Origin of the sequence: Bradyrhizobium sp. CB2312, assembly GCF_029714425.1 — a bacterium.
Taxonomy (GTDB): domain Bacteria; phylum Pseudomonadota; class Alphaproteobacteria; order Rhizobiales; family Xanthobacteraceae; genus Bradyrhizobium.
In genome coordinates this window covers 8679290-8706224 of the sequence record NZ_CP121668.1, presented here as the reverse complement: position 1 = coordinate 8706224, position 26935 = coordinate 8679290, and the positions used below count along the sequence as shown (strand labels likewise).

Sequence of the window (26935 nt, the reverse complement as noted above, 5' to 3'; positions counted from 1 at the left end):
GTAATCAGAAGGTTAAGGAGCACGGTCAAACGTTGGCACGGCGGTTGCTAATAAGCGGTAGCAACACTGAGTGAGGGCTGAGTGCACGCCGACGCGTAAGACGAGCGATGTGCTCCTTCCCTTAAACCCGTGTGCCCCGTTTCTGAGAGAGAAACAAGCTCGCGCGCAAGAAGCGCGCAACTTTGGCAAATCGGTTGATGGAGAGCAACATGTCTTCACTGAGACAAATCGCGTTCTACGGGAAGGGCGGCATCGGCAAGTCGACCACTTCGCAGAACACGCTGGCGGCGCTGGCTGAGATGGGTCAGAAAATCCTGATTGTAGGGTGCGACCCGAAAGCGGACTCGACCCGCCTGATTTTGCACGCCAAGGCGCAAGACACGATTTTGAGCCTTGCAGCGAGTGCCGGCAGCGTGGAGGACCTCGAGCTCGAGGACGTAATGAAGGTCGGCTACAAGGACATTCGCTGCGTGGAGTCTGGTGGTCCTGAGCCGGGTGTCGGCTGCGCCGGCCGCGGCGTCATTACCTCGATCAATTTCCTGGAGGAGAACGGCGCCTACGAAAACATTGACTATGTCTCATACGACGTGCTCGGCGACGTCGTTTGCGGTGGCTTTGCGATGCCGATCCGCGAGAACAAGGCGCAGGAAATCTATATCGTGATGTCCGGTGAAATGATGGCTATGTATGCCGCGAACAATATTTCCAAGGGAATCCTGAAATACGCAAACTCTGGCGGTGTGCGGCTGGGCGGTCTGATCTGCAATGAGCGGCAGACCGACAAGGAGCTGGAACTGGCGGAAGCGTTGGCCAAGAAGCTAGGCACTCAGCTGATCTACTTCGTGCCGCGCGACAACGTGGTGCAGCATGCCGAGTTACGTCGCATGACGGTGCTCGAGTATGCACCCGATTCCAAGCAGGCCGATCACTATCGCAATCTTGCGACCAAGGTTCACAAAAATGGCGGCAAAGGCATCATCCCGACTCCAATCTCCATGGACGAGCTCGAGGACATGCTGATGGAGCATGGCATTATGAAGCCCGTGGACGAATCCATCATCGGCAAGACCGCCGCCGAACTCGCGGCCTCGTAAAGGTCGCGAGTCGCGGCCTTGCGAAGGCGCGCGACGAATGCCGGTCTCCCTCACCGCCCATCCCGGGAGGCCGGCATTCTGACGATCGACCCTGATCAAAACCAGGATGCGGCAGCTCAAGCCAGACCATTGTGGAAACTCGCAAAATTATGTCCGAAGCGCACTTCCTTCCGTTGATGGCTGATTGTGCCGTTGAGGCCAACAGTCAGATGCACAGGGGAATTGCAACCTACCGCCTACTCACCGGTGTGCCTCCTGCAGATGCCGATATTGCCAGTGACAGCAGTTTCGATTGCCATGTCTTAGCGTCTATCTTGGCGGCTGCCACAATGGATGGTGGCTCCCTTCCCGAGAAGGCCGGCCTGTCCGGCCTTGAACTGGCGGCCTTGCTGGAGCAGTACTTTCCCTCGCTTGAGATCAAGCTCGCGGAGCAGCTCTCGGTTTTCAGGTGCGAAGGTGACGAAGAGATCGCAATGCTGCGCGATCTCTTGCTCAAGCAACGCTCGACGGAACGGGATATTGGCCGCTGGCTGGCTGCCATGATAGCGCGGCGCGCCATTGAGCCAGGCCATCTGTGGGAAGCTCTCGGCTTGCGCAATCGCGGCGAACTCTCCCGGCTGCTGAGCCGCCATTTCGCGCCGCTCGCCGCGCGCAATGTCAACAATATGCGCTGGAAGCGCTTCTTCTACCGCATGCTTTGCGAGAATGAAGGCCTCGTGATGTGCACGACACCCGTGTGCAACCAATGTGACGACTTCAACATCTGCTTCGGCGAAGAAAGCGGTGAGAGCCGGATGACCGAGCGCCGGCGGGATTTTCTGTTGCAGGCCGCTCGGCCGGTCGTTGCCGGTGACTGGCCATCTGAGCTGCCACAAGGGTCCGCGATCGCACCATCATCGGAGAAAGCCTCGCAGGATTTGGTAAGCCGCGCGGAAGGTTGAGGGCGCGGCCGACGCCGTTTCGAGCGAGCGACCATGTGTCCAAGGCGGCGGCGGCTCAAGTGCTCCGCAACAATTCTCACATCCTGGCGTGCCGCAACTGCATTGAAGTTCGAACTCAGCGGGGCAATAGGCAAGGCGTCCGCTTCATGAGCCTGTCGCATTTACGACAATCCATTTGCTGAAGCTTAGGTCGGTCAAACAATGAGGAGCTCTCGCGTGATTGCCGCTAGCACCGCCGCAAAATCGTCTTGGTCCGACCAGGTGCGCGCCAAGCCCACCGTGCTCAACGACACGACGTTACGCGACGGCGAGCAGGCACCTGGCGTTGCGTTCACCACAGAGGAAAAGCTAGCGATTGCGCAGGCGCTGGCGCGGGCCGGAGTCACGGAGATCGAGGCGGGAACGCCGGCGATGGGCAACGAGGAGATCTCCGCTATTCGCGCCATTGTCGAAGCAGATCTTCCGCTGACCACCATAGGCTGGTGCCGGATGCGGGAATCGGATGTCGACGCGGCCATCGAAGCAAGGGTATCCATGATCAATATGTCGATCCCGACCTCCGACGTCCAGATCGCGGCCAAGCTAGGTGGTCATCGCGACCTGGCGCTGGAACGGGTGAAGCGCCTGGTAGGCTATGCCCGTGCGCGCGGACTTGAGGTCGCCGTCGGTGGTGAGGACTCCTCCCGCGCCGACATCGATTTTCTCATCAGACTGATGGCAACTGCAAAAGCCGCGGGCGCGCGTCGCTTTCGTATTGCAGATACGCTCAGTGTGCTCGATCCCGACGCAACCTACGTGCTGGTCAGGAATTTGCGTGCGACCACCGATCTCGAACTCGAATTTCACGGTCACGATGATCTCGGACTCGCAACCGCCAACACGCTCTCCGCTATCAAGGCCGGCGTGAGCCACGCCTCAGTGACCGTCATCGGGCTGGGCGAGCGGGCCGGAAATGCCCCGCTCGAGGAAATCGCGGTCGCACTCAAACAGCTCTACGGGCGCGAGACTGGCATCATACTCCCGGAGCTCGAGAACGTCGCCGCGGTGGTTGCAGCCGCGGCCGCACGTGCGATTCCTGTGAACAAGGCCATCGTCGGAGAGCATGTATTTACGCACGAATCCGGCATTCATGTCGCTGGCCTTTTGAAGGATCAACGCACCTATCAATCGCTTGATCCGGTTTTGTTTGGCCGCTGCAACCGCTTTGTGATCGGCAAGCATTCCGGACTTGGGGCGATCACCGCGTTACTCGATGAACTGCAGCTCGTCGCCAACGCCGATCAAGCCAGACAGATTCTGTCGCGAGTCCGCAAATATGCCATCGAGCACAAGCGCTCGGTCGAGCGCGAAACCGTGGCGGCGATCTGGCGCGACGTGTGCGGATGCCTGGCAACCCACCCCGCGTGAAAAGCCGTGTCCAGCAGCGTTTGCGTAAACAGACGCGCCGCAAGGATGGCGTCCGATATCGCTGATGGGCCCGCACGGCGTCCAGCTTTCGCACGTCAGATCCCCTGGCGCGATCTCATCTCCAGATCTTACTTCCCGTTCCGCCATACATGCTGTGACCTCCTACCCAATGGCGAGCCGCCCCGCACTGCCAATCGGCGTCTTCTCGCGCTGAGTTCCGGTCCGGCGACCGTCCTGACGAGCGTCAGCCTCGATCGTGGTTTGGCCATTGATCCCGCCAGCAGTTACCGTCCAGAGCTAATCCGAAGGAGAATTTTTCATGATCAACTCGTCCCCGGCAGCCGGTATCCTGGATCGGCTCAGCAAGGCCTCATCGGCGGAGGATTTTTTTTCGCTACTTGGCGTCGATTACGACCCTAAAATCGTGAATGTCGCGCGCCTTCACATCTTAAAGCGCATGGGACAATACTTTGCAAAAGAGCAATTTGCTGGTGCCGCAGAGCCGGAAATCAGAGCTCGGTGCAAGGCGATGCTGGAGCGGGCCTATGCGGATTTCGTGGCATCGTCACCGATCGACCAGCGAGTGTTCAAGGTTTTGAAGGAGGGCGCCGCAGACCCTAAGAAGGCGGCGGCCTTTGTCCCATTGAGCGAGCTGAAGTGATCTAGCGTTCCACTGCAAGGTGTGCCCGACGGGGCACCGTGGCAACCCGATGTGCGGCCTTCGTCTTTATCCGGGTCAACTCTCTGCAGCTATCACCCGAGCGGCGGCTGTCGTATTCCCGACCCATGTCTGGACTGGTCGTGTCCAGGTATCAGCGGATTTCAAGTGTCTGCCAAACCATTACTTTCGACTGACTTTCAGTATTTTTTGCAACTGGTACGACACTTGCTGCTGTCCTGCCGACCCGATCGTCGATGCCGACGGATGGTAGTCGTCCGAGATGAGATTGAAGGAAGACCCATGATGCTGCTTTTAGTGCCTGCCGAGCCCTGCGCCATCATCTCGTGGCGTACGATCGCGCCAGGTCCGCTCGAAACGGTCTTTGACGCGATCAAGGCTCCATATGGACGGTGAGATGGTGGTCAATGGATAAGTCGCCCGTTCGCGCTACACCTGGAGAGGGTATGCACAGCGTCGCCCGCATCAAATCGGCCCTGGATTTCGCTCAGATTTGTATCCAACTCATGCTGGATAGCAACATGCGTCAGGAAGAGGGCCAACGTCAGCCCATACGGGCTGTCCGCGCTGGAGGCTCGGCATGGATCGCGTGACAGGTGCGTCGCCGGTATCGCGCTCGTCGTCACAGTCAATGTGGAGCTGGTGGGCGGAAACTGAGGCGCAAGTATTGCGCAGCGAACGGAATCGCCAACTCGGGCATGGAAGCGAATGGTCAGAATCACCGCGGCGCCCTGGCCACCGCGGTGGCGCTCGTCAAACGCGGCGCGCAAGCGTTCAGTGTGGAAGACCTCGCCAAATCCTGCCGGACCGGTACGTCTATCGCGACGACGCGTCTTGTTGTGAGGCCGGTCGGACCAAGCAGACGGGGCAGAGCAGCCGGCCACTTGCTGACCAAAAGTGATCTTCAGTTAAGGAAGCTAAAAAGCAACCTGTGGCGCGGGCGCGCCTATCTTTGAGGGGAATTTAGAGTATGAGCAATGTCACCAGAACGATCATGCCGGCGCCGGCCGGGCGCGCAGCAGCCAAAAAAGAACTGCCGGAGCACTTCAAGGCGTACAAGCACGTCTGGGTCTTCGTCGAGCTGGAGCGTGGCCAGGTGCATCCGGTTTCATGGGAGCTCATGGGTGCGGGCCGCAGGCTGGCCGACAGGCTAAAGGTGAATCTTGCCGCTGTCGTTATCGGTCCGGAAGGGCAGCACACACGTAACGCCGCGCTTGACGCCTTTTGCTATGGCGCCGATCTGGCCTACCTCGTGAGCGACAACGTTTTGTCGGATTACCGAAACGAATCCTATACCAAAGCGCTAACCGAACTCGTCAACACCTACAAGCCCGAGATCCTGCTGTTGGGGGCGACGACGCTCGGTCGCGATCTCGCAGGTTCCGTGGCGACGACTCTGTCGACGGGGCTCACTGCCGACTGCACCGCGCTCGACGTCGACGCCGATGGTTCGCTCGCGGCGACGCGTCCGACCTTTGGCGGCTCGCTGCTCTGCACGATCTATACCTTGAATTATCGTCCGCAGATGGCAACCGTCCGCCCGCGGGTCATGCCGATGCCTGAGCGCGTCGTACGCGATGCCGCTCGTATCATCGTCCATCCGCTCGGTCTTCTCGAAGATGATATTGCCACAAAGGTATTGTCGTTTCTACCCGACCGCGATGCAGAAACCTCCAATCTGGCCTATGCCGATGTCGTGGTTGCGGGCGGCCTGGGATTGGGATCGCCTGAGAACTTTCGGTTGGTGCGCGAGCTCGCAACTCTGCTTGGCGCTGAATATGGCTGCTCGCGTCCTCTGGTGCAAAAAGGGTGGGTTACGTCTGACCGCCAAATCGGCCAGACGGGGAAAACCATCCGGCCAAAGCTCTATATTGCCGCCGGCATTTCCGGAGCGATCCAGCACCGCGTTGGCGTCGAGGGCGCGGATTTGATCGTCGCCGTCAATACTGACAAGAATGCTCCGATCTTCGACTTTGCCCATCTCGCGATCGTGAGCGACGCCATCCAACTGCTACCCGCGCTGACGGCCGCATTTCGCGCCCGCCTTTTGCCGAACTCGCGCGCCCGGATCGCGGTCTAGAGGAGATGATGATGATTGAAGAGAGATTCGATGCGATCGTGGTTGGAGCCGGTATGGCCGGCAACGCGGCGGCATTGACCATGGCTAAGCGCGGCATGAAGGTGCTGCAGCTCGAGCGAGGCGAATATCCAGGATCGAAGAATGTGCAGGGCGCCATCCTCTATGCCGACATGCTGGAAAAGCTGATCCCCGAGTTTCGAGAGGAGGCGCCGCTCGAACGTCACGTGATTGAGCAGCGGTTCTGGATCATGGACGATCGTTCCCATGTCGGCATGCATTACCGTTCAGACGAATTCAACGAGGAACGGCCGAACAGGTACACGATTATACGCGCCCAGTTTGACAAATGGTTCTCTTCCAAGGTGCGGGAGGCTGGCGCGACCTTACTGTGCGAGACGACCGTCACCGAGCTCGTACGGGACGAGCGTGAAAGAATCGTCGGTGTTCGTACAGATCGCCGAGACGGCGAAATACATGCCGATGTCGTCGTGCTGGCCGAGGGGGTCAATGGCCTGCTCGGGACGCGCGCGGGCCTGCGCGCGCGGCCGAGACCCGACAACGTTGCGCTCGCGGTGAAAGAGATGCACTTCTTGCCCCGCGAGACTATCGAGGCGCGCTTCAATCTCAAGGGCGATGAAGGCGTCGTGATCGAGGCGGCCGGTACCATTTCCCGCGGCATGACCGGAATGGGTTTCATCTATGCCAACAAAGAGTGCATTTCGCTGGGCATTGGTTGTCTCGTCGCCGACTTCCAGCGCACGGGCCAGACGCCATACGGCCTGCTCGATCAATTCAAGAGCCATCCCTCCGTGGCACCCCTGGTAGCAGGGTCCGAAGTCAAGGAGTACTCGGCCCATCTCATTCCTGAAGGCGGGTACAAGTCGATCCCGCAGCTGTATGGGGAAGGCTGGGTCGTAGTGGGCGATGCGGCCCAACTCAACAATGCCATTCATCGTGAGGGTTCCAATCTCGCGATGACTTCCGGCCGCATCGCCGCCGAAGCGATAGGTCTGGTGAAATCGCGCGGCGAGCCGATGAGTGCAGCAAATCTGTCGATCTACAAGAAGATGCTAGACGATTCCTTCGTCATCAAAGATCTAAAGAAGTACAAGGATTTGCCGCCCCTAATGCATACCCAGTCACAAAACTTCTTTCTCACCTATCCGCAGCTCATCTCCAAGGCGATGCAAAACTTCGTGCGCGTCGATGGTACGCCCAAGGCTGAGAAGGAGAAGGCGACCCTGAAATCCTTTGTCAAGGCGCGGTCATGGGCAGGTCTGTTCGGTGATGCTTGTCGTTTTGCCCGGGCCTGGCGCTGACCGCGACAGTTGTGAAGCCCAACAATGGAAGGTCAAAGCATGAATGTCGAATCGCCAGTCCGCGTCGAAGACAAGCTGTATTATAATCGCTATCTTGTCGACATCGGTCACCCTCACGTCAAGGTCCGTGCGCACACGACGCCATCGCCGCAGCTCCTTGCACTTTTGAAAGCCTGCCCAGCGCGATGCTACGAGCTAAACGACAACGGCCAAGTCGAGATAACAGTTGACGGCTGCATCGAGTGCGGTACCTGCCGCGTGATCGCCGAGCCCACCGGCGACATCGAATGGAGCCATCCGCGCGGCGGATATGGAGTGCAGTTCAAGTTTGGCTGATAGTGGAACAGAGCCGTGGTGCGACCGAGTTAGGCGATAGGGCTTCACCGCATCATTGGCGCATTCCGCGTCACTTGCGCGGCGCCGGGACGTCGAGCAAGACACTCTTCGGGGGAACGCCGCACAAGCCATAACGTGCAGATGTGCCGCTCGTTCGGGAGCCGCGAAGGACTGGTTGTGACCTCACTGAGTGGCGCCACAACGTAGTCAACCGGATGGTAGAGGAAGGATCAGCCCCTCGCCTGAGAGGGGTCGGGCCCGGCGGCCTCGATTGCGATTGCCACTGACTGCATGATCGCGGCAAAGCGCACGGCGGTCTGGATCGCTTCGGAATTGACGCCCGCGGCTCTGAGTGTCTTCTCATGGGCATCGATGCAGGCACCGCAGCCGTTTATGGCGGAGACCGCAAGCGACCACAGCTCGAAATCGGACTTGTCCACGCCGGGATTGCCGATCACGTTCATACGCAGCCGTGGCGGCATCGTTTTGTATTCCGGGTTGGAGACAAGGTGAGCGAAGCGGTAGTAAACGTTGTTCATTGCCATGAGGCTGGCTGCGGCTTTCGCTGCGGCAATCGCCACAGATGTCATCACAGCGGACGCAGCCGATTCCATCGCGGCAATCAGGACTTCATTGCGAGTGGCAATCGCGCTCGCCAGCAGCAGCCCGTATTTTCGTTGTGGCGAAAGCGTCTCATCGGCCATCAAGGAGGTCAAGTTCAGCCTGACATCCTTCGCGAAATCGGGAATCTGGTCGCTTAGTTGTTTGATCGACGACATGCTGCCTCAAGCAACCTTCAAGGTTTCGCCGCCGATTTCGCGGTTGCAGGGACAGAGCTCGTCGGTTTGCAGCGCGTCCAGAACGCGGAGCGTGTCCTTAGGACTGCGCCCGACGCTGAGATTCGTCGCATAGACGTGCTGGATCGTATTTTGGGGGTCAACAATAAAGGTGTAACGATAGGCAACCCCTTCGGGTGAACGCACGCCAAGACCGTCGACGAGCGTTCCCTTTGTGTCGGCAAACTGCCAGATTGGAAGTTCGTGTAGGTCGACATGTGAGCGCCGCCAAGCGAGCTTGCAGAACTCATTGTCAGTCGAACCACCCAGTACCACCGCGTCGCGGTCGGCGAATTCCTTGGAAAGCCGGGCAAACTCAGCGATCTCTGTCGGGCAGACGAAGGTAAAATCCTTGGGATAGAAGAAGATGATCTTCCATTTTCCTGGAAAGCTCGCTTCGGTCAGCGTCTCGAATGCACTCTGTCCTCCTTCTTCCTGCGCTTGAAAACCGGGCTTCACGCCTGTGATTTCGAACGGCGGCAACTGACTTCCAATTCCGAGCATGCTGTCCTCACAAATTCGCTCTCTGTAGAAGGTGGCTTCACTGTTGAAGCAAGCTATGTGCCATGCGTTCTCAGGAGTGGAGTCCAGCGGCTTTGATACAGGCATGCCCGGGCGCTTGGAGCGTCGATCCGAGAAAAATCTGTAGCCAAGCGCTTCCTTTACCAAGGCTCATGAAAACAGTCTTGCTTTGCGCGGCCGCCTGAGATGTTCGCACTGCAAGCGTCTGGTCAAAGACCGTTCTGCGTCCCTTAGAGCAAACTTCCTCATCTCGCCATCAATGTGATAAATGATTGCCGGCCTGCCGAGATCTAATAAAAAAATGGGGAACCTGACGAAGCGCGAGGTTCGTAGCATCTAGCGCAAACAAGAGCGGCTGTATCGCCGCGACAACAGATTGCGCCAGTAAGGCCAGATGCTCGCGGCTGCCAAACAAGGTGCGAGTAATCATAGGCTACGGCGCTTCGCGCATTGAGGCGCTTCAAGCGGCGCTAGATCGCCAGGCTCGAGGGTTTGCCGGATCCTGAAACGCTTCAAAGCCAACCGGGCTCGCCTTCGGCGGCGATTGGGGCTTGGACTCTACGTGGCGTCAGGTTGTACAGTCTGGATCATACATGCGGCGATCACTCTGAAGCTCCTTTATGAGAAGGAGAGACCTCAATGTCTCAAGATCTTAGGTGCGTTAGGCATGTGGCTGTGCAGGCGCGACCCGATTTGTCGCGGAAGTGAGGGCATTGGCGTGAAGAATCGAATGCGAAGCGGGACGTTCCGTTGCAAGTATCAAATCACGGTGGGTCTTCCAACGGCAATTGATCAGCCCAATCTCGATCCAGATGTGCGGCATGCGGCCTTGCCCGGGGGGAGGAGTGCACGAACGCCGTTGCTCTTGGAATGAGGCAAGTTGGCTTTAGTTTATCTTGGACTGTTTTCGGCGTTTTCGGCTTTACGATGCCACTCAGGAGCGGGCGCTCTGCTGCAGAAGGTTGGGCAGGTGTGAGTAGTGCACGAGCTTGGTGCGGCGTGTGATGGAGGTCTCGTTTGTTCAGGCATCGATCTCGTCGGTCGGGTTTTTTGAGCTGGAGTCTACATGGTCGGTGCACACGAGTGTGACTCTGGGGCGGCTATGAAGAGTTATGTCATCTAGGGAGAGTGGTATGGAGCCGGGTTATAAGGATCCGAACTATTGGATGCGCTGGTGCGCCGAGCAACATGAGCAGCGTGCGCAAGAGGCCGATGCCGAGCCTCCGGATCAAGCTGGCTTCGAGCAGCAGTTGGACGAGCTGCAGCTCCGCTCTTCTGAGCAGAGTTTGCCTGAGGCGAGTTCCCCCGAGGCTCCAGCCGCCCGGTCGCATGAAAATATCCGCCGTAAGGATATTGGTGGTTCGATTCCGGTGCGCCAAGGTCCAACCTGCGGTACAGTTCCTTCAGCAGCACGCGTTATAGCGTCGATGTTCCGCACGCTCATCTTGGCTCGGCCGCAACCGATTACCAATCTGACTTGCGGGACAAGGCCGTTCAGCAGCATGCGCTACACAGCGCCGCTGAACGGGCAGCTGGTTGAACTCTCGCCATAGAAGGTCCGCAATCGGCACGTTCGAAGGCATCGCGGGACGCAGAGCGTGGGAGCGGACGCAAGAGCTAAGGCTGTTTTCGGAGGCGGCGAAAGAGCCCGATGGGCGATTTCGGGGACGAAGTTGTCGACAGTCCATCGTCGTCATCAAGCGATCCGGTATCATCGTCCCCAAATAACCGGAGCTGGTGCTGATGGCCCCGCGCGCCCGGCGCGTTGAGATCTCGCGCCACCACTGCTCCAAGGATTGACGATCACAAGGCAGCAGCGTGCTAACGCCCGCGGTGAAGGTTCGCCAGTCGGCAAGGCGTTTTTTCGGAACGGCTGTCAGGACTGGTACGCCTTGGGTGATCGTGTCAACGAATTCGGCGCGCAGGCCCCGGCCAGCGGTTTCTTGTTTGGCGAATTTGTTGATCACGAGAAGATCGATCTTTTTGCGAAGTGCCTGGGAAACGACAGCTGCGGCCTCGGCAAGCCCATTTGTATCGAGATTACAGGACATAGCTCCGCTGCCGAGTGGCTGGGAAATCGAGATCTCTTGTCCTGTCGCAACGTCGATTGCGAGCATGACGTGCGTGCCATTTGCGCATCTCGCGTGTCGCTGCACGATGCCGCCGATGCGTACCCCTTGCTGCGCGATATCCTGCGCGAAATCGGCGAGTAGCCTATCCACATCGTCTTTTGGACGGTAGAGAATAGCCCCCACACTATTCGGATCGATCTCATCCAGATTATCGATCACGGCCGGGTTCCTGTTGATGTGTTTCTCGTATCGGGGCAATGCTGTCGAACGCTCTCATGCGGATCGTGGCAGGCGTTGCAAGCACCGCTCGGCAGCCGCTAGCGGAACGGCGCGCGCGACCTCCGCAAAAACGTTCGCCCCATTGCTGAGCCGTAGCGCATCAAAGGAGCGGCGCGTGATGCGCGCCAAAAGCGGCACGCCGGAACGGCCAGTTTCAAGAGCCAGAACCAAGGTGACCTCCGCCTCGTTGAACGGCAGAAAGGCTTTGATGCGTGCCGGAAATACATTGAGGATAGAGCTTGCACGTGGGGGCTCGCACGCGATGCTGACATCGCCGGCTGCGATGCGCAGCCGCAGCTGCGCGCCCGGTCTAAGCGGCACTCCAGGTATCAGAAGGCGCGCCCCGTTGAGGCGAAGCATGATCAGCCCATAGCGCCCGTCATAACCGCCGACCAAGGTATCAAGACAGACTGCCGCTTCGCCGCGCCCGGCTAGCGCCGGATCGCTCTGAACGACGTTGAGCGGCCCGGCCGCAGTCACGACGCCATCTTTCATCATGACAAGATGATCGGCAAAACGCTCGATGTCAGCGTAATCTTGGGTGATGTAGATCATCGGCAATGGGAGCTTTTCCCGCATGCGCTCGAGAAATGGCAGGATCTCGCATTTGGCGGCGCGATCGAGCACAATGAGTGGATCGTCCAGCAAAAGTAGCTGGGGCTGGCCCAACAGCGCGCTGCCAAGGGCAAGTCGCTGTCGCTCGGCCGCGGAAAGATGTGACGGCGAACGCTCGAGCAGCGGTGACAAGTCGAGCAATTCGACCACTCCATCAAAATCGATTAGTGTTGGTGTCGATGTTGACGCCTTGTATAGGAGGGTGCGCCGTACAGACCAATGAGAAAGAGGAATTGGTGGTCGGAATAGATATGCGACGGGACGCAGATGAGGCGGTCGAAAGGTCGTCTCATCCTGCCAAATCTCTCCATCGACCGCACAAAATCCAGTCGGCACATGCTGCACGCCAGCGATGCAGCGCGCGAGTGTGGTCTTGCCGCACCCGGGCGGACCAAAAATTGCCGTGACGCCTTTGGCCGGCAGCCTGAATTGCGCATCTAACGGAATGTTCGCGAGAGAGCCGTTGAACGCAACCTCAATATAGCCCGTTTTTGCTTCTCTCATGAACCTGCGCCTGTGCTGTGTCTTCCCATCCAAGTCACGAGCACAATCGCTGCAACAGAGATGATCGCCATGCCTCAGATAATCCGGCCTGTGCCGCTCCAGCACGGCGTCTCTGCTCGCCTGAGGGCGTAAGCTGCGGCGGCGGACTGCAGATCTGTGTTAAGATCAGAGGCTTCTTGAGCATCTCCGCGCCGCGACGATCGTGACAGTCGGACGCTGCCCAGTGCGCTTGCCAATGAGAGGCAAAGCGCCTGTCCCTTAGCGCGAGGTTTTCAGCCCGCTTCGCCGGTCCGGCGGCTTCTGCTGAATGTCCAAATTGCGCGGCTTGAGAGGTTTGGCGGTAAAGATGTCGGCTCAGGCCAGAGCTGAATACTGGCTCGGAGCCGGAAATCCGCATCAAGGATCCCACGGCTTTGCTAGCCGATTTGAAGTTTGCGCCGGGAGCCACGGTCATGGCTTCTGCATTCTCGGGCGCGAGCACATCAAAGCCAGATCGATCAGGATGAATCGGATAAATCTCATTGAAACTCCGGCTCCCCGCGCTCCTTCCTTGGCGGCGACTGGTTGATTCCTACCCAGCAATCCGCGTGCCGTTTCAAGGAATTTTCTGCGCGTCTTGCGGCAAGCGAGGTTTTGTATCGGTCTTCACCCGACGTCTTAAGTCGCCGCATCTTATTGTAGGACTGTCGACGCTCGCGTCGCCATGCGCACAAATGTAGGAGCTACCACATGGAAGCTGAGGATGATCCGTCGCCTTTTGGATTGGGGATGGTGCTTTGGCGAACATGAGCGTAAAACTCGTCAATGAGGGACAAGCGCATGCCATCCGATCTGGCGCACGTTCCGATCTGTGCGGAGGAGAAGGTCGGGGGCCGGGCGCTTGAAAAAAAGGCTGATGTGAGATGATATGCGGTGCCCGCGAGCTACGGCAGAACGTCTTGCTAGCAGCACGGGTTACGGACATATTTCAGGGCGCGCGGGCCTTCGTCGACTCGCGAGTCGACGCGGGATTGAGCTGCCCAAGATGGGATGATTTGACCGGCCCCTAAGGAACTCTGGCGTCGGCGACGAACGGGTTGGGGCTCGAGGCCCGCAATTTGAGCCTGCTGAATGCTCCAGCTTGGACCGCATAGCGTGTCGCTATCCTTAAGGCCTATTTGTCTAAGGAGGGCTTTGGCGTTGCAATGGTGCGCGTGGGCAGTATCGGGTACTCGATCTTCGGCAGCTGTCCGGTGAGCGAATTCAGAAAGGCGACAATTTCGTCAGTTTCTTCATCGCTGAGCTCTGCTCCAAGCTGAACCTCACTCATCACGCCGACCGCTTGCTTAAGACTCCAAACCTGACCAGAATGAAAGTAGGGCGGACGCAATGCGACGTTGCGCAACGGCGCCGAGCGGAAAACATACTCGTCGCCGAGGTCCTTGGTGACGGCAAAACGACCTTTGTCCTCCTTTGGAAGCTGGCTTTCGGCTGGCCTTTTAATGATGCCGAAGCGAAAATAATCCTGTCCGCCGACGTTGATTCCGTTGTGACAAGAGGAGCATCCCTTTTCGATGAATAGCTTTAGCCCGGCTTTCTGCTGATCGTTGAGAGCATACTCATCGCCCTCGAGGTACTGATCGAAGGGGGCGTGGGGAGTAATCAAGGTCGCTTCGAAAGCCTCGATGGCCTTGGCGAAGTTTTCAAACGTAAGGGGCACCGCTTCGTTGGGAAAAGCCTTACTGAACATAACGACGTAATCGGTCATTGAATTCAATGTGTTGAGTACGCGATCGGCCGTCGCATTCATTTCGACGCTGGCCTGGACAGGGCCTGCTGCCTGCGCCTTGAGATCCGCCGCTCGCCCATCCCAGAACTGCGCCACGTTGAAGACTGCGTTATAGACTGTTGGCGCACGACGAGACCCCAGCTGCCAGCGATGACCAATCGATCTCGGGCCGGCATCTACCCCGCCCGTCCCAAGGTTATGACACGTGTTGCAGCTGATAACTCCGCTTGCAGATAGCCTCGAATCGAAAAACAAGGATTTGCCAAGCGTGACCTTTTCATGGGTGATAGGATTGTCCTTCACCACTGGAACGACTGAGGGAATCGGCTTGAAAATCCGCTTGGCGGCGCGCATCAGATCCTCATTGGCGCCGGCTGCTGGGGAAACCAGAATGGCTGACGCCACAACACTTAACCTGCAGGCCCTGGAAAGCTCGCTTACCACTATTTTCCTCATGTGATGTCTCGCTTTTCTCCTAGATCCTGGAATCGCAAACATAGCGCTCGGTCCGCGTCCGCCCGCAGAACGACGTGCAGCAGTCAACGAATGGTGTCTTCCGTATGCTAGGCTAGGCTGCACCCAGGCCGACGCTCCGCCGGTGCTATAGCAACCGGCGTGCCAGGGCCCAAGGGCGAAGCCTGCTGGGCTGGTTTCATGCAATTGCGCACTGTGAATTGCAGCGAGCGGCTTGAGGCTGTCGAATCGACGGTACGTGACGGGTGCGACAAATCATCATCCAGCCACAGGAATCCCGGCCTGTCGGTTCCAAGCCTCCGTGCTTCTCGGAAACTCACCCGTACGGCACCATTTGACTCTGCAGGTCAGCTGGCTGAAACCGCGAACAAAGCGAGCTGCGCCGGCGCAGCTTGTCGCTGCTCGCCTCGATGCGTGCGCTTTGAGCCTTCCACCCCCACACTAAGCTGATCGCCACCAACATCGGTGACGTTCCTACCTGAAGGCCGTCGGTCAGGCGTGCAGTTGTCGGGAGTTCGTCCTACTGCCACCAATGTGGGTAAGCCCGTCTCAGCACGTATTCACACGTGCCGGACGCTCAAAGTGCTTGAATCGACCGTGGCGTCAGGTTGTAGGCATTGCGAAGCAGAACGCCACCGGGGAGACAGCATCGCCACACATGCTCTAAACGGCCGATCTTGTCGTACCTCCGTCTTCGCATGAGCGCGTTGCGCGTGGCGGGACGATGATTCGGAGGCCGTAATCATTTCGGCTGCCCCGCAACAGGCTCGATCATGGCTGCCGAGGCGCCCAATCCGGCAAACAGATTACGCTCGCGGGGCAAAGAATAATAGTGAAGGATATGCGGCTTAAGACAGGTTTGGTGAATCAAGAGCGACGAATGAGCTGGATTTGCAATGCGCATTGCTGTGCATCCGCCCTCGCTGCGATCGTGATCGCGATCGCAGCCACGTGGTGCACAGAACAAGCTCGTGCGCGAGATCGTGGGGCCGAGCAAGTCTTAATGTCGTGCAGACTAGACGTGATGCGCTTCTGTGACCGCTTTAAAGGGCCTAGCGATGTGGAGGTAGCCATCTTTTGCCTTAGGGACAATTTCAAGAATTTACGCGGCGAATGCCGCCGCATGATGCCAATTGCGGCGGAGAGAAACGAAGGACCAAGACGGCGTCTCAATAGGCTTCCGGTCGTCCTTCATCGAGAGTGAGGCGTCCGAGTGGCAGTTGCAGAAACTGAGCGACAGTGAGGTGTTCAGGCCTACGGGCCAGAGTTTGGCCAGCGTGGCCTAAAGTCGATCGGGCTGAAGCATTAGCCGGCCGCGCCGCAATTCATCTATCCGGGGGCTGAGCTCCGTGAATCGATTTGCCCCGATCAGCGATCGATGTGCGCCCACACGTGATACGAGATTGCAATGCGCTCTGAACTTCAATTTCGTACTGAAGCAGTTGCGTTCTTCAGCGCTGCAGCGATCCGCCGACTTTGGGCCCGCCGTGAGATTGCCATCGGCGTGGTCGTAGCTGGTCGGAGGGACAATCTGCGTAACTGCGGTGGTTACGGCAGGACATCTGCAGGAATTCGTGCTGCCCATCAATCTGTGGCGTTGTGGTCGGCAACCAATTATTTTCCGGCAGGTGGCTAAGTCGGCTATAACTGGCAAAACATCGCCGGAACGTTAGCGTTGGAGGTTGTTCCGTCGTGCTCTTCGTCAGGTTTCTCAGTTGGAGAATAGCCTGGTTTCGACTGCCGGGCTCAAGATACAGATAGAGCAGGAAACCTCTTTTGTTATCCGCCCATCGACTTCCCGAAGGAACTGCTTGATGCCACTGCGGCGTTGTCGATGGGTGCTTCAAGGGAATCAGTTTGCCCGATCGTGATGCTCTTGGCCGAATACCGTTTCGGGCTCAAGGTCAAAGGAAACGCCGTCGACAAGAGCCGTTCAAAGGCAGAAAGTTGTTCAACCAGACGATTTTCAACGGCCTCGCGCTCCGCGCCAGGTAGGTCCGTTTTAAGGAGTCGACGGCACCGCCAGATTTCGCTCCTCAGCGATCTGATCTCACTTAATGCATCATCAATTGAAGTCATCACAGATGCTTCGTCCCTGGAGTATCAAGCATAGCGATGGTCATCGAGCGGCCATTCCTTGGCTCCGCATTCCTGCCGAATAATTGCATCCGAAGACTCGCGACTTTCCCGCCCGTTCGTTCGGTGAGCAAAGATGCGCAGTCCACTGAAGGGTCGTAAATCGCAATTCATGCGTGCGAGACCGTTGAGAGCGCCATCGAAGACCAACCCTTAGGCCGGACGAATAGATGGTAAGCAGATCGGAATCTCAAGTGGCCCTTGTGCAACGTAGGCTGTCGATATCCGTGCCCCGAGATCGATAGACCTTTCTCAGCATCACACTCGTATCCAGATCGCGAAACATGCTGTAGTTCCGTCGAATCCATTGATGCAGCTCGGTGGACCAGTCATTCTCGTTGCGTAGATATCCAGTGAATGAAAAGCCAAGCCGGTCTATATATCTCTTGAGGAACAGCGGAAGAGCGGGAATCCGAAGCACCCGCTCGCCATCCATCGCTTCAGGTAATTCGCTACGAAGCACGAATTCATTGTGGACGATGACCAGCGATGCCGCCGGAATTCGCCGCCGCAGCATTTCATAACCGCGAAAGGAGATGCGGTCAGCGCCCGCGATGAAGAGAATGATGGGGGCGACGTAGCAGCGCGCCGTCTCCTTCATGAAGCCGATCTCTTCGCACATCCTGAAGAATTCGTCGAAGGCGTGAAAGCCGAGATCGATTACCTTGGCTACCCGGTCGTGGACGATAAGAGGGTCCATCAGCTGCATCTTGCCATAAGTGTCGGTCACATCCGCGGTCTCCGTGATGTTGGGGAGGTAGTCGAGCAACGACGGCTCTTTCAAGTTGACATCAAACGACAGTGCTGTGCCATTTTTCAGCAGCAAGAACTCGCTCATGGCCCGAGCGATGAGAGTTTTACCGACCTGCGGGCTAGGAGAGCAAATGATGTAGATGGGGGTCGCTAACATAGCCGGCAGATCAATTTCGTTTCGTACGTGGGCCCGACCTGAGCTCGCCGATATGCGACTACTTCTCGCCGACCCGGGTGGCGGACTTGGCGCCGGCCAATTCCGTCAAGTTGATGCGATCAAATTCGCTCCAGACATGTGCCAGCCAGTGACGGACATAGCCGCGCAGCACGAAGGAGTTGTTCGCGGGTTCATCGTTCCGCCCCTTGTTCGCGACGAAGTCTATGAATGGGACGGATGCGACTTCCACTTGCTCATAAGCCATCTCGTTAAGCTTCGGTATGACCAACTCAGTCGCATGTTTGATGCGGTGAAAATAGGAATTATAGGTCGCTTGATCCCACTGGAAGAATTGAGTGTCGTTGATGAAGTTCTTGACTAGGTAGTACTTTGCGCCGTTCATGAAGGTCGCGGTCTCCGCGATCTCGTCTAACGAAGCGATGGATGATCCCAGGATATGGAACACGGCGAACGTTATCTGGCCAGACCGCGCCGAGTCCAGAAATCCGATGTCGCGCAAGGAAGCCAGCGCAGAGGACAGTAAGCCTGCGCGAGCATCAATGACAGTAACGGACAGCCCTGAGTTCAGGGTATCGAAGATCTTCATCTGGTCCGCTGTCACCGTCATGTCAACGATCTCGGTGATCTCGGGATAAAAGCGCTTCAGCGTTCCCCGCGGCGACTCCGTGTCGAATGCGCGTGTTTGCACGTTGTTGACGCTGAAGTAGTCCAGTAGCGTTCGTGATACGGTCGTTTTGCCGACTCCGCCCTTGTCCGCACCTACCACAATTACAACTGGCTTCACCATGGAAATCTCCTGAGACACTTGCTATTGCCGCGCGCAAATTGCGCAACCGGCGCGTCTCTGCTTTGGGTGCGAACATGGCAGAAAGAAGGGGCAATGACCCTTCGGACGCGAGAGCTCTTCAACCGATGAACATTGTCAACATCGAGCGAGTGACGTCCTTAGATGGCAACGACAACGCACACCGCGAATGGGGAGTGAATCACTTGTGGTGGTGATCTACGTGAGGTTTGTAAGCGGCTGAAAAGCGCGCCAAGAACCAACGGTATGCCTGTGGTCGTCGCATCGCCATAGGTTATCTATCGACGCCGCTATCTAGATCGGCATAAAGCAACCGAATCTTACGTAGCGTCAGATTGCGAGCTCAGCGAAGAGTAAAGGCGGTGTTACGCGGTACGACTATGGCTTGGACAATCATCAAAGGGTCTGCTGGATCAGATCGTCGTCTTTTCGGCAGACAAGTACTGAGATGATCCTGAAAATCCGGCCATCGCTGGTTGGGCTGGAAATGAAAAGAATTAGGGCAAGCCATTTGGTAAGCGGTTATCTCCACGTCCGAGCTATTGCCCAATGGCAGGACGACAGTGCCTCAACTTAGTCTTCGCGGAGCCCCGATTTCTATCTTGCATTTGGTTGTCCTAAAGACTTCAACCCGGACTGCTTGTTTGGCAACGCGCTTGAGCGGCCGCATGGTAACTGTCCACGAGCGAATATCTCTGCAGGCTGAAGCCGGTGGTTAGACCCAGTCTGCGCGCAACAGCCAGGGGCTTGCCAAGCGCCTGGGCTGCTAGAACGTCAATTCGGTGGAGCCGTCGGGGCGGCGTCTAGTTGCCGAGCGCCTGGCGGAGGTGTGGTCGCCGGTGGCATGGTGGTCGGTTGCGCTGCGTCCCTGGGGGAGCGGCCGACGATAATTGTGAGCAGACCATCGCCCCACAAGCGCCGTGCCGCTCTCTTGGCGTCCGCCAACGTCACCCCATCGACCACGGCGTTGTGCTTTTCGAAATAGTCGATGGGCAGCTTGTCAAGCTGCTGCTGCTGCAGCGTCCGCGCAAGCTTTGATGATGTGTTGAGAGCCAGTATTTGCGACCCTTTCAGGTAGGACTTTGCATCATCGAGTTCCTGCTGAGTGGGTCCCTCCTCGGCGATGTCGCGGACCTGCTTCTCGATTTCTTCGACCGTTTCGTCGGCACGATCGGCGCAGGTGCCACTATTCCCGAGAAACATGGCTGAATGATCCAGCCAGACCAGGTTCTCACGAACCGAATAGGCTAGTCCGCGTTTCTCGCGGACTTCGCGGAACAGACGCGACGTCAGGCCGGCGCCGCCGAGGATGTGGTTGACGACATAGGCTGCCATGAAATCGGGCTCGCTGCGACGGAATGCTGGACCGCCAAAAGTCACAACTGTCTGCGGCACGTCGAGCGGAATAAAGAGCCGCCGTGGCGGCTTTGCTGCAACGACTTCAGGAACCGGCGCCGCTTCCGCTTCGGTCGGCAGGCTGCCAAAGGTCTTGTCGAGCAGTTTGCAGAGGACCTCTGGACGGACGTCGCCGACCACCGCAAGTTTGAGAGTGTCTTTTGCGATCACGCGCCGGGCATAGCCCTTGAGATCCGCGATCTCGATTTTCGGCACGCTCTCCAGCGAGCCCCCGGCTGGGCGAGCATAAGGATGATCGCTAAAGGCGACTTCGAGGAACTTGAGATGGGCCAGAGACGAAGGATCGGTCGAGTCGTGCCGAAGGCGCGCAAGCACAGTGGCACGGATCCGTTCGACGTCGGTCGCGTCGAAACGGGGCGAGGTTAGCGCCATCCGTAAAAGGTCGAAGACTTCGTCTGCGTTGTCCTTGAGCGTGCGCAAGGAACCTCGGAAGTGATCATGGGTCGAGTGAAAATGCAGATCAATGGCACGATGGTCGAGCCGCTCATGGAAGGTCTTGAAGTCAAGCCCGGCGGAACCTTCCTTGAGCAGGCCAGCGACCATGTGGCTCACGCCAGGTTTTTGTTCGGGGTCCTGAGTCGCGCCTCCGGTGAAGGCAAATTCCATCGCGATCAACGGGACAGTGGAATCCTGCACGAACCAGGCTTCTATACCGCAAGACGAAACCAGACGCTTGATCCCGGTCCGGGCAAGCGTCCTCGTGGCGGCAAGCGAATTGGGCGAAGCGAGCATCGCGATTGAGAGCGAGGCTCCCCCGAGGAGGATCTCACGTCGTGTGCAAGGATGGATCATTAGAGCTTCTCCCCCTGTTTTGGGGTGGACTCTTTGATGAGATAGCCGGTCACCGATCGTTTCTTGTCGAGCCATTTCGGCGCGGCGTCGTGCACCTGCTGTGCACCGACCGCGCGGATGCCGTCAGCCCATCCCCGAATATCGTCGACGGATAGTCCCGTTGTCAGGCCGCGGCCATACCAGCGGGCTAGCATTTCCTGATTGTCCTGGACGTAGGTCACCTGCGCGATCAGCCGCGTCTTGACCCTCTCGAGATCTTCGGTGCTCGGGGGATTACCCGCAATGTCGGCTATTACCTCGTCGATGGCGCGCTCGATCTGGCTGAGTTTGACGCCGGGTTTTGGTAGGGCAAAAATCGCGAATAGCGAGGGATCGAGCGCGGCAGAGTGGTAGCTCGCTCCGGCAGTGACGGCGAGCTGCTTTTCGACCACCAGCGAGCGATAGAGGTATGAGTTGACGCCGCCGCCCATCAACTGCTCGAGCACGTCAAGCACTGGACCCTCGCCCGCGGCCGCGGTGCGAGCCGATGGTACAAGATAATAGCGGTGCAGGGCTGGCTGCTCGACGCGGGCATCGGCCAACGTCACTGTGCGCGGCGCTGCCGGCGTCGGCTCTTGCGGCCGCAGGCGTTCCAGGGGAATTGATGCTTGCGTGGGGATGCCGCCAAACGTCCCGTCACCATCGAGCGGATTTCCTTGGGGGCGACGTCGCCAGCGACTATCAGGATCGCGTTGTTCGGTGCATAGAAGCGCTTGTAGAAGGTAAGCGCATCCTCTCGGGTAAGATTTTCGATTTCATGGCGCCACCCGATAATGGAGCGACCGTAGGGGTGGTTGAGGTAAAGCGCCGCCATCATCTGCTCGGCGAGACGTTCACGTGGATTGTTGGCGACCCTCATATTGAATTCCTCCAGTACGACGTCGCGCTCACAAAGCACGTCCTCATCCTTGAGAATGAGACCGGTCATGCGATCGGCTTCAAATTCCATCATCTTGCCGAGGTGCTCGCGCGGCACGTGCTGGAAATAGCTGGTGTAGTCAAGCCCGGTGAAGGCGTTCTGATTGCCGCCGGCGCGTAGGACGGCCGTGGAGAAGGCATCAGCCGGATGTTTGGAGGTGCCCTTGAACATCAGGTGTTCGAGGAAATGCGCAAGCCCCGATTTGCCAGGCGGCTCGTCGGCGGAGCCGACCTTATACCAGATCATCTGAGTCACAACGGGTGTGCGATGATCTGGGATCACGAGCACCTGGAGGCCGTTCTGAAGCGTGAAGCTAGCGGGTCGATCCGATCTGACCCTGTCGGCAAGGACGCTCTCCTCTTCAGGTAGATATAAGTCAGTGCTGTCATCCATCCTGTGCTCGACCGCCGGCGCGGTGGGCGTCGTCGAGCCGGAAGTATTAGCGGCGGTACCTCCTGCCTCGGCGGTGACCGAAATCAGATTCTTCATGGTAGCGCCTTTCATTCCATGCTGATCCACGTTCACGGCAGACAAATCCGACAAAGCGCGGAGCCGCTCGTTGTCTGCCAAACAGCAGAGCAAAGACCGGACCAGTTGCTGGAGTGGTGTACTCACGGCCGCGCGCACGCCAAGTGGATACAAAACGGAACTGGCACCTACCATCCTGGCAAAAGGTGAACCGTCGACATGTCGTGAACACGACATTTACAGACAACGCGTCAGGGATAACCTGGCGTCAACTGGCACAATGGAAAACTTGCAGAAGAGGTGGATTGAGCTGGCGGTATGACGTCCGAGCAATTGTCCGTAGGCTCGCGGTTACAGATCTCGCTCTACACGATGAGTGGCTTGGCAATATTTCTCATGGTAGCGAGGCGGGAGTCTGCCAGCAGCTCCTTGGAGTACACTGCGCCGAAGTAGTCCAGGACGAAGGTGCCAGAATAGCATAGGTTATCCGCCGCGCGGATTAGGTTGTCGAGAATTGTGCCGACTTGGCCAATGCGGTCGCGATAGCGCGAGCGGATAACATTAACGGCGTTCATCGAGTGGACCGCCTCGTCAGCAATTACCTGTCGCAGCCAATGATGGAACGTGGTGTTCCCAAGGGCGTCATAAAACGGCTTTTCTGCTGCATAGGCGCGGCAAGTGCACATTTCATCAAATGCGATCATAACCATCACGGAAAACTCGTCCTTCAGGTGTTCAACGATCGGCCCAAAATCATGAGATCGAGCCTCCAATCTCTCCCGAAGAGTCCTCTCGGATCTATTTGCGACAAGTTCAATGACCCGGATGAATCCGTCGGTGTGGCGCTCTTCGTCAATCGCCCAGGCGTTAAAGAATGCAGCAGCTTCATCGGAAGCGATAAGATTTCTCGCGACTAATTCTTGTTTCAAGTACCGGGCGTCATATTCAGTGTACAGATCAGGCCACAATTTGTCCCAACGTGCGCGGACAGCCGGCGGCTCGGCGGCGAACATCGCTGGCGTAAGAGTATTGAATAACTCTTTTGGACTCCAGTTCCGTCGAAACGGCGTGATCATCCAAGTGCCCCTAAACCCGTAGGATGCGAGCGCGCCGGCGCACAATTGCTGTCGTCCGTACGCTCGCAGAGCATATGCTACAAACAAGAGCCCGTCGCCTCCTTGTTTTGGTAGGCTGATGGCCAGAGGTCTTTCGGCCGGTGAAGCGTCCCCTTGAATGGCGCATTAGCCTTTTGTGATCCACGCGGCCGCAAAACCAGGGACACTTGTCATTGCTAGTTCCGGGTCTAAAACGGCCTCACTTGACCTCGCGAGGGCGCTCTGGCGGGCCGCCATGCTGACAGGCACGATAGTTTCACCAGATCGACGGTGCCGCATATTGAGGGGTAGGACTGCGGCACGTTTTGAAGCACAATTTGCGGCACACGTGGCATCCGATGGGAGGCCCGGCATCAATCGGGTGTGGACCAATGGTGGTAGTCTGCGTCCAACTGGATCCCGAACGTTAGTCTCGTTCCCATAGCCCTTTAATTTTCGGGATTGCGGCGATACTACTTCCCATGAGTATCGATGAGTATCTCTGGTCTTCTTCGATTCTGCTAAATTCTCACTGAAATCCCTGTGCACTCCGGCCGCGCAAGCGCACCGCTAAATCAAGTAAACGGAGCTACGGAAGAGACTCGGAAGGTTATGCGATAAGCTTACGCTACCTGGTAGATTGCCGAGGGTTGCGCGATTGAGAGGATCCGTCGCAAGCAGCATTTCGGTTGTCGACCGGCGAGGTAAACAGCTGCTCAATCTCGCTAGCTTTCGATGAGACGGAGGAAGTCACAGTTGCGTGCCGTTTGCTGTTTATGGAGGAAAAAGGATGGCGACAAAGCACCGGCTCTCTGTCTTTCAAATCACCAATAAACGGATTGCTCAAATTAGTTAGTGAGGAACCCAAAGACAGGCCAGTTCACAGTTATCCTGATTGAGATTGCAAGCCGAAACGTGCCTCGCTCGCGCTAGCTGCTGCTAACTCCGCTATCCAACCAATAAGCTGAGCCAACGGGTGCAGAAGCGCCCGGATGGAGCACTGCCGAGCGGTTTTATGTGGATGTGGTCCTTGTGGAAAACATTCTTTTTTCGGCCCCGTCATGCCGGCAAGGTTCTGCCAACCATTCACGGCTTCGACTCCGACCGCTAACGGATCGAAAACGGTTTTCGAGCAAGTTCTTGCCCGGGATAGCAGGGGAGGAGATCCACACATGAGCGGACCGGCCGTTATGGAAAACGTGCGCCGCTATCGCGCGATAGCTTCGTTGTGCCGTCAGTCAGCCACATTTCGGCCAATCCAACGGGACTCATTGCTAGCGCAAGCTGCAGAGTGGGAGGAACGCGCGATCGCAGAGATCGAGAGATACTTCAGTTGTTCTGCTGCACGTCCTGCTTGATTCCGCTCGACAATGAAAAGTATCCACCACCTGGCCAATAGGTCGGATCATGAAAGGCAATGCTGGCCAAACGATCCAGTTTCCGATGTTGCGCCGCGCAAGGAAAGCGGAACCTGCGCTTATCAAGCTCAATTCCGCCATCCCGTGCGGATGCAGAAATCATTGATCAAGAATTATATGGCGAAGGGCATGAGATGCGAGGCTGACCTCCCTAAAGTCGATTTGGCCAATGACATCGGTTATCTTCGTGTAGAGCCTGTGCGTTCTACATAAAGTCATATTCATCATCATGGGGATCGCTGGCGGGCTTTGCCGCACTCTCGGTACACCTGGCGTTGCCGCTCTTGTCTTCAGTTGCGGCAGGATACAAGGGCGGTTTGCCCGCTCGTTACCATTTGCATCCTTTGTTTTTCCATTTGTCCTCCTTCTTGGTTGGATCAAGCACCATCATCGAGTCACTTACCTCAACAAGCCAAACGCTGCTGCGCGGGCTTTCGCTTCCGGATTGAAAGAGTGAGAGAGGACGAGCTGTTCGTTGCCGTCGATCCGGAGCTGATGTTCAAGCAACATATGGCCCGCATTATCGACAAGCGGATGAGTAGCCCGGAAATCTTTTATTGAGGTGAGTCCATCTCACCCAGGAAATTGCTCGCGCCGATCATTTTTGCGCTCGAACAGCTCACTCGGGCGACCTCCGGCTTCCGTTCTCAGGAGCCCGGCGCTCGTGTTCCCGAGCTGATAGGTGAAATATCGCGCTTTCACCGAACCAGACTTCGTGCCGAAGCAAAACGCAATTCCACTGTGCGTTTAGCCTTTCAGGACACCCGAGCTAGAGTATCGCTGCGGGTTCGCAGCAATATGCTCGATGTGTCCGCCATAAAACGCTGCCAGCTTGTTCCCGATTGAAGATCTTGATCTCAACCACTGGTGGCTCGTCGACCAGTGCGTATGGCGGGACTGCAGTCGAAAATGAATCAGAGGAGAAACTCGATGGCGCCGAATTCAGGAATGAGAGTATATCCGGCGAAATTTTGACGATGCGCGTAGTACCGGTCATTAGTCGCGCGCGTTCTCATTTCATCGGCCTCGGAAGCGCATTTGATATCGGATAAATTTCTGGTGCGCTGAAACATGAAGCCTCCCATTTGTATCGAACTAGGGCTCGGACTCAATTGATCCAATAGGCAACGATGGCGGCGAGATGGATGGCAGCCAAGAAGTTCCTGGCTAGTTTGTCGTAGCGAGTTGCGACACGCCTGAAATCCTTGAGGCGGCAGAAACAGCGCTCGATGACGTTGCGCCCCTTGTAGGCGCGTTTGCTGAAGCTGTGGAGAGTGACCCTGTTGGATTTGTTTGGAATGACGGGCTTGGCACCACGATCGACGATTTCGGCTCGAAAGCCGTCGCCGTCGTACCCTTTGTCGCCAATGAGGGCAGACATGGGTGGCGCGAGTTCCAAAAGGGCTGGCGCTGCGGCAATATCAGCGTCCTGGCCTGGAGTGAGATGAAATGCGCAAGGTCTGCAGTCAGGGTCGCTCAGCGCGTGGATTTTCGTGGTCCGCCCGCCGCGCGAGCGGCCGATCGCTTGCTCATGCTCCCCCCTTTTCCGCCGCTCGCCGAGCGATGCGCTTTGATCGTGGTGGAGTCGATGGACAAAGTCACGCCGTCTTTGCCGCAGCGGGCGAGCGCTTCAAAGATCGCCCGCCAATGTCCGCGCTTGGCCCAGCGATTGAAACGATTGTAGATCGTCGTGTAGGGACCATAGTCGGGCGGGCAATCGCGCCAGCGTGCGCCGCACTGAAGCATGTGAATGATACCGCTGATGACGCGTCGATCGTCGTCGCGCACCGGTCCGGTCTGGTTCGTTGGCAGATGCGGCTCTATCAGAGCCCATTGCTTGTCGTTGAGCCAGAACAGTCCTTTGCGCATCGAAGTCCCCCCGCGTGGAATCAACCGTAAGCGCTGTTCAGCGGCCACCTACCGGATGACGGAGTGATCTGCGAGTCTGCGGTTCGGTTCGACCGTTAGGCTTAGAATGGACACAGTGCATA

20 protein-coding genes and 3 pseudogenes are annotated in these 26935 nt (G+C 57.5%); 10 read left to right on the top strand and 13 right to left on the bottom strand.

The genetic code is table 11. The features are described 5' to 3' along the window. Positions 1-209 precede the first annotated feature (209 nt). The 7 genes from nifH (at position 210) to QA642_RS41500 (ending at position 7856) form a co-directional block, all read left to right on the top strand. On the top strand, positions 210-1094 hold the full coding sequence (gene nifH, locus QA642_RS41530; RefSeq protein ID WP_283081979.1) for a nitrogenase iron protein: 885 nt from the start codon (positions 210-212) through the stop codon (positions 1092-1094). 149 nt (positions 1095-1243) lie between these two features. Then, positions 1244-2035, top strand: coding sequence for a nitrogen fixation protein NifQ (locus QA642_RS41525; RefSeq protein WP_283081978.1), 792 nt, complete (start codon positions 1244-1246; stop codon positions 2033-2035). 219 nt (positions 2036-2254) lie between these two features. Continuing rightward, complete coding sequence (gene nifV, locus QA642_RS41520) at positions 2255-3442, top strand: homocitrate synthase (protein ID WP_194394371.1); 1188 nt, start codon at positions 2255-2257, stop codon at positions 3440-3442. A gap of 319 nt (positions 3443-3761) precedes the next feature. After that, a complete protein-coding gene (gene nifW, locus QA642_RS41515; RefSeq protein ID WP_092218295.1) occupies positions 3762-4103 on the top strand; it encodes a nitrogenase stabilizing/protective protein NifW in 342 nt (113 codons plus the stop codon). A 988-nt stretch (positions 4104-5091) separates the two neighbouring features. Then, on the top strand, positions 5092-6201 hold the full coding sequence (locus QA642_RS41510; RefSeq protein WP_092218294.1) for an electron transfer flavoprotein subunit alpha/FixB family protein: 1110 nt from the start codon (positions 5092-5094) through the stop codon (positions 6199-6201). A gap of 11 nt (positions 6202-6212) precedes the next feature. Next, on the top strand, positions 6213-7520 hold the full coding sequence (locus QA642_RS41505; protein WP_283081977.1) for an FAD-dependent oxidoreductase: 1308 nt from the start codon (positions 6213-6215) through the stop codon (positions 7518-7520). 39 nt (positions 7521-7559) lie between these two features. Continuing rightward, positions 7560-7856, top strand: a complete 297-nt coding sequence (locus QA642_RS41500; RefSeq protein WP_092218293.1) for a ferredoxin family protein — start codon at positions 7560-7562, stop codon at positions 7854-7856. A gap of 230 nt (positions 7857-8086) precedes the next feature. Here the strand turns inward: QA642_RS41500 and QA642_RS41495 are convergent, their stop codons facing one another. Together QA642_RS41495 and QA642_RS41490 are read right to left on the bottom strand one after the other, a co-directional pair. Then, positions 8087-8635: a carboxymuconolactone decarboxylase family protein gene (locus QA642_RS41495; RefSeq protein ID WP_283081976.1), complete on the bottom strand. Its 549-nt coding sequence runs from the start codon at positions 8633-8635 to the stop codon at positions 8087-8089. A gap of 6 nt (positions 8636-8641) precedes the next feature. Further along, on the bottom strand, positions 8642-9196 hold the full coding sequence (locus QA642_RS41490; RefSeq protein WP_092218291.1) for a peroxiredoxin: 555 nt from the start codon (positions 9194-9196) through the stop codon (positions 8642-8644). A gap of 1151 nt (positions 9197-10347) precedes the next feature. On the opposite strand from QA642_RS41490, the gene QA642_RS41485 reads away from it, so the two are divergent. After that, positions 10348-10767 carry a hypothetical protein gene (locus QA642_RS41485; RefSeq protein ID WP_283087160.1) on the top strand — a complete coding sequence of 140 codons (420 nt, stop codon included), beginning with the start codon at positions 10348-10350 and terminating at the stop codon, positions 10765-10767. Positions 10768-11055: 288 nt separating this feature from the next. Here the strand turns inward: QA642_RS41485 and QA642_RS41480 are convergent. The 3 genes and pseudogenes from QA642_RS41480 to QA642_RS41470 form a co-directional block, all read right to left on the bottom strand. Then, a pseudogene (locus tag QA642_RS41480) lies at positions 11056-11436 on the bottom strand (DUF2478 domain-containing protein); the annotation flags it as partial. A gap of 123 nt (positions 11437-11559) precedes the next feature. Next, on the bottom strand, positions 11560-12684 hold the full coding sequence (gene modC, locus QA642_RS41475; RefSeq protein WP_283081975.1) for a molybdenum ABC transporter ATP-binding protein: 1125 nt from the start codon (positions 12682-12684) through the stop codon (positions 11560-11562). Between the two features lie 1153 nt (positions 12685-13837). Continuing rightward, positions 13838-14908 (bottom strand): cytochrome-c peroxidase, encoded by a 1071-nt coding sequence (locus QA642_RS41470; protein ID WP_283081974.1) that lies wholly within the window; start codon positions 14906-14908, stop codon positions 13838-13840. Positions 14909-16334: 1426 nt separating this feature from the next. Between QA642_RS41470 and QA642_RS41465 the strand changes: the two genes are divergently transcribed. Beyond that, positions 16335-16562, top strand: a complete 228-nt coding sequence (locus QA642_RS41465; protein ID WP_283081973.1) for a hypothetical protein — start codon at positions 16335-16337, stop codon at positions 16560-16562. Positions 16563-16705: 143 nt separating this feature from the next. Here QA642_RS41465 and QA642_RS41460 read toward each other — a convergent pair whose 3' ends face one another. The 6 genes and pseudogenes from QA642_RS41460 to QA642_RS41435 all read right to left on the bottom strand — a co-directional run bounded on the left by QA642_RS41460 (position 16706) and on the right by QA642_RS41435 (position 23508). Continuing rightward, on the bottom strand, positions 16706-17005 hold the full coding sequence (locus QA642_RS41460) for a hypothetical protein (RefSeq protein ID WP_283081972.1): 300 nt from the start codon (positions 17003-17005) through the stop codon (positions 16706-16708). Between the two features lie 247 nt (positions 17006-17252). Beyond that, positions 17253-17972, bottom strand: a complete 720-nt coding sequence (locus QA642_RS41455; protein WP_283081971.1) for a hypothetical protein — start codon at positions 17970-17972, stop codon at positions 17253-17255. A 58-nt stretch (positions 17973-18030) separates the two neighbouring features. Then, positions 18031-18780: a hypothetical protein gene (locus tag QA642_RS41450; protein WP_283081970.1), complete on the bottom strand. Its 750-nt coding sequence runs from the start codon at positions 18778-18780 to the stop codon at positions 18031-18033. A 792-nt stretch (positions 18781-19572) separates the two neighbouring features. Continuing rightward, entirely contained in the window at positions 19573-20946 is a 1374-nt protein-coding gene (locus tag QA642_RS41445) for a pitrilysin family protein (protein WP_283087087.1), read from the bottom strand. Between the two features lie 59 nt (positions 20947-21005). Then, positions 21006-22357: pseudogene (locus QA642_RS41440) on the bottom strand (pitrilysin family protein). A gap of 440 nt (positions 22358-22797) precedes the next feature. Further along, on the bottom strand, positions 22798-23508 hold the full coding sequence (locus QA642_RS41435; RefSeq protein WP_283081969.1) for a hypothetical protein: 711 nt from the start codon (positions 23506-23508) through the stop codon (positions 22798-22800). 1190 nt (positions 23509-24698) lie between these two features. On the opposite strand from QA642_RS41435, the gene QA642_RS41430 reads away from it, so the two are divergent. After that, a complete protein-coding gene (locus tag QA642_RS41430) occupies positions 24699-24884 on the top strand; it encodes a hypothetical protein (protein WP_092218283.1) in 186 nt (61 codons plus the stop codon). Between the two features lie 974 nt (positions 24885-25858). Here the strand turns inward: QA642_RS41430 and QA642_RS41425 are convergent. Next, the gene (locus QA642_RS41425) at positions 25859-26017 is read right to left on the bottom strand and encodes a hypothetical protein (protein WP_246789869.1); all 159 of its coding nucleotides are present in this window, start codon (positions 26015-26017) and stop codon (positions 25859-25861) included. A gap of 35 nt (positions 26018-26052) precedes the next feature. Continuing rightward, positions 26053-26813: pseudogene (locus tag QA642_RS41420) on the bottom strand (IS5 family transposase). Positions 26814-26935 lie beyond the last annotated feature (122 nt).